Here is a 3,622-nt window from a genome sequence, read left to right as displayed (position 1 = left end):
ATTTTTCGCAACAGTGCCGATCCGTTTCTATTTGATAGTTAATTTGAATATTAATAGGTGAATATTCCTTAGTCAAGGAATTATTCTCATTTTAGTGCAAAATTGGCAAAAAAAGAGAATATTTATAAAATAATGATATTTTATATATAAAAAGCATATTTTTATTATTTAAGAATCATGCTCTATAAATATAAATTATATTTATGTTAATTATTTAATTGGGTATGAGTAAAAGTAAAATTCGTTAAGAGTAATTGTATAAATATTCATACACTGGTTTGCATTTAAAATGATAAGTTTGTAAAGAGGTTATTTTTTAGTTAATCTGACTTTCTTTAGAGGTTTAGTTCATAGCTTTAGTGTATGACCACCACTGCGGTCGATACTGATTAGTTGCTCATTGCTTTATACTTTGACCACCGCTGTGGTCGATACTGATTAGTTGCTCATTGCTTTATACTTTGACCACCGCTGTGGCTGGTTTTAATAAAATTAAATTTCAAATAACAACATAATATCAAAAACATTTATTTTGTTTGATTTTCTTTATATTGTAATATATTCTCTAATTAACAATATATTCTTAATAAATAGAAATTAGGTTAATTAAATGCAAATAAATGATCATGAGATTTTTGGCGTGGACGACGCGGCCGAATTAATGCAGGAATCTAATGAAATAGGTACAAAGGTTTTAGAGCGTTTACTAGCTGAATCTATTGACCCTGAGAATAATAAAAAGCTCAAAAGATGGGGGATAACAGAGGCTGCTGATATGATTGGTCGAAGCCCTCAGCACATTAGAATTAATGAAGGCAAAGGTAAGCGATTTGGTTTACCAGATAAAGATGAAAATGGTAAAAGAGTTTATAGCTTAGATAGAATTAATAAGATTCGTGACATTGAAGGAACAAGGTACTTAAGGCCGAAAGGATCAGATTGTATGATCACGAGTATAGCTAACTTTAAAGGAGGTGTTGCAAAGACAACAACAACCATTCATCTAGCGCAAAAACTGGCTCTTGATGGTTTAAAATGTTTAGTTATTGATTTAGATCCTCAAGCGACATTATCTTTTTTATTTGGTTTAAATCCAGATATTGAGTTATCAGAAGAAGACACTATTAACTTATCCCTTACTGAAGACCCGTCTTTAATTCATAATGTTATTCGGCCAACATATACTGATGGCTTAGACCTAATACCATCGAATCTCTCACTTCAAGATACCGAATTTTTATTAATGAGTGATAATATAAATAAAAAATTAGGTAATAGTATTAGTAGGCTTAAGAGTGCTTTAGAGTTTGTAAAAGATCAGTATGATGTAATATTGATTGATTGTCCTCCAAATAATGGATCACTTACACTAAATGCTTTGTATGCTGTTACAGGGCTGATTGTTCCCGTTTTACCTGCAATAACTGATTATGCGAGCTATATAAGATTTGCAAAAACACTCTCTAATTTATTTAATAGCAGAGAAGGTAATAAGTCGTTAAAGTATTTTCGTATTTTAATTACTCGCCACACCAAAACTACTTCCTCAATTAGAGCTGAAAACTTAATAAGACATAATTTTGGTGATTTTGTTATGTCAAATTCAATGATAAATACCGTAGATGTTCAGAATGCAACAAGTGAAATTAAAACTATTTATGAGAGAAAAGCTCTTGGAAGTGAATCTAAATCACATAAAAGGGCTATTGAAGCAGTAAATGCAGTAAATGATGAAATAATCAATGCTTTTAAGTCTATATGGAGAACAGAAGCTAATGCGAATATGTCTAAAATAAAAAGTGCTAAGAAAAAAAAGGTTGTAAAGAAAAGCTCTGTAATTAGAAAAAAAGCAACAAATAAAAATGCTGTGACTAAAAGGAAAGTTAAATAATGACTTCTTCAACAAAGTCCAGTGGTAGTAAAGTTATAGACAGGCTTTTGGGTCAAAATGATTTGAGTCTTTCATCAAAAAAATCAAGAGCGTTAAATAAGAAAAATATACTTGAATACGATAGCTTTAATAAAATTGATATCGGGTCATCTGAAGTTGAAGCCGAATCATATATTCTAGTAGATCCTTTTAAATGTATAAACTGGGGTTATTCTGATAGGAATAATTTTGATTTTGGCAATCAGGATGGATTGGAATTATCTATTAAAGAAAATGGTCAGGCTGTACCAGCAATTTTGAGAAAGCATCCTGATAAGCCTGAACATTTTGAAATTATTTCTGGTGAAAGAAGATGGACAGCAATAAAAAATTTAAGAAAGTTAAATAACAGCTTAATGTTAAAGGCAATTATTATTGATGTTGATGATAATGAAGCCGCATTGATTCAGATAAATGAAAATCAGTATCGAGAAGGTTTAAGTGAGTATTCAAAAGGTATTAATTATTCAAGATTAATAAATAATGGAGTTTTAACTAGGAAAGAGTTAGAAAAAAATCTTGAAATATCCAAGTCTGCTGTTGGTAATTTATTGTCATTTGCTGATCTTCCTGAAGATTTAATTATTTCAATAAAAGATATGACTAAAGTTAATTCTAAAACCTCAAGTTCAATAAGAGCTTTTCTTAACTCCGGAGGTTCTTTAGAAGACCTTATTAATTGCTCTGAAATAATAAGATCTGGTGCGAGCTGGAGAAAAATAAATGAGAAAATTACTGGAGATTCAGTTTACCAACAATCAAAAAAAGTAGTTTCATCTGATGGAAGACATCTATTTTCATGGAGGAAAGATCCTAATGGGAATTTGTCTGTTAGTTTTCCAAATAACATAATTAATAATGTTAATCATTCTGATTTAGAAATCTTACTTTCAGACGGATTAAAATCTTTACTTAATTCAAAAGTGTAAGACTATAGTTTAGATAATCATATTTTTTGTAATCTCGAATCATTTGGCCACAGCGGTGGTCAAAATGTCGGAGTGATATAAAAACATTTAACATCGACCACAGCGGTGGTCAATGGAGCTGTTTGATTATAGTTAGCTCAATATCATTTTTCTTGATGTTTGTTTGCTGAGATCCATTTTTTAGTCTTCATATCAGTATAATAAGTTTATATGTTAAGATATTATACTGATTGTGTTTTGTCGTTTATTGGTGAGTCTTTGATTTTATTAGCTTTAGTATATATTGGTAAAAATATACTGTTTTTAGTTTGACCAGCATTTCTGCTGGTTGAAGAAAAATCATTCATCAAAATGATGGAAGGCGGAGGTCTATAGCTAGCGAATAGAAAACTTATTTAACGTACTTGCTTGTAAAGATAAATCAAGATTTTCCTCTAACGCGTCAAATACGATATCAATAATATTATTGATACTTTTAACTGTATTAGCATCATTTAATGGAATATTTTTGAAATCAATAGTTTTATTTTGTTTTCTAGCATGCACGATAGAATGACGATTGGATAAATAGTCTAAACGGATATGATGCTCTTCCTCTGCTTGAAGTGCTAACTGCCGAGTGTTAGAGAAAAACGGGCACTGTTGCAAAAAATTTAGATTTGAGTAGGGTGTAGCAATCAACGGAAGTTAAGAGTGAATTGCTGTGGTAAAACGTAAACGATTTAAGAAGAATCAACCCTTTAAATGGAAGCATTATTCCGGT

General features: G+C 30.4%; 3 protein-coding genes. 2 read left to right on the top strand and 1 reads right to left on the bottom strand.

Features of this window, described 5'->3' with window-relative positions; all coding sequences use genetic code 11:
• The first annotated feature begins 610 nt into the window (after positions 1 to 610).
• On the top strand, positions 611 to 1,891 hold the full coding sequence (locus tag C200_RS12935; RefSeq protein WP_051307368.1) for an AAA family ATPase: 1,281 nt from the start codon (positions 611 to 613) through the stop codon (positions 1,889 to 1,891).
• Positions 1,891 to 2,859 (top strand): ParB/RepB/Spo0J family partition protein, encoded by a 969-nt coding sequence (locus C200_RS12930; protein ID WP_016211918.1) that lies wholly within the window; start codon positions 1,891 to 1,893, stop codon positions 2,857 to 2,859. Before C200_RS12935 ends, C200_RS12930 begins: the two co-directional genes overlap by 1 nt.
• 375 nt (positions 2,860 to 3,234) lie before the next feature.
• Here C200_RS12930 and C200_RS12925 read toward each other — a convergent pair whose 3' ends face one another.
• Complete coding sequence (locus C200_RS12925; protein ID WP_144019154.1) at positions 3,235 to 3,507, bottom strand: hypothetical protein; 273 nt, start codon at positions 3,505 to 3,507, stop codon at positions 3,235 to 3,237.
• Positions 3,508 to 3,622: the final 115 nt, after the last annotated feature.

The sequence above is a fragment of the Piscirickettsia salmonis LF-89 = ATCC VR-1361 genome, assembly GCF_000297215.2.
In the GTDB taxonomy this organism is placed as follows: Bacteria; Pseudomonadota; Gammaproteobacteria; order Piscirickettsiales; family Piscirickettsiaceae; genus Piscirickettsia; species Piscirickettsia salmonis.
The sequence above is the reverse complement of the archived record's forward strand: the minus strand, read 5'-3'. Positions and strand labels throughout refer to the sequence as shown.

Excerpts from the sequence above, each read along its gene's own strand:
- C200_RS12935 (WP_051307368.1), top strand. The coding sequence starts at position 611 with ATGCAAATAAATGATCATGAGATTTTTGGCGTGGACGACGCGGCCGAA.
- C200_RS12930 (WP_016211918.1), top strand. The coding sequence starts at position 1,891 with ATGACTTCTTCAACAAAGTCCAGTGGTAGTAAAGTTATAGACAGGCTT.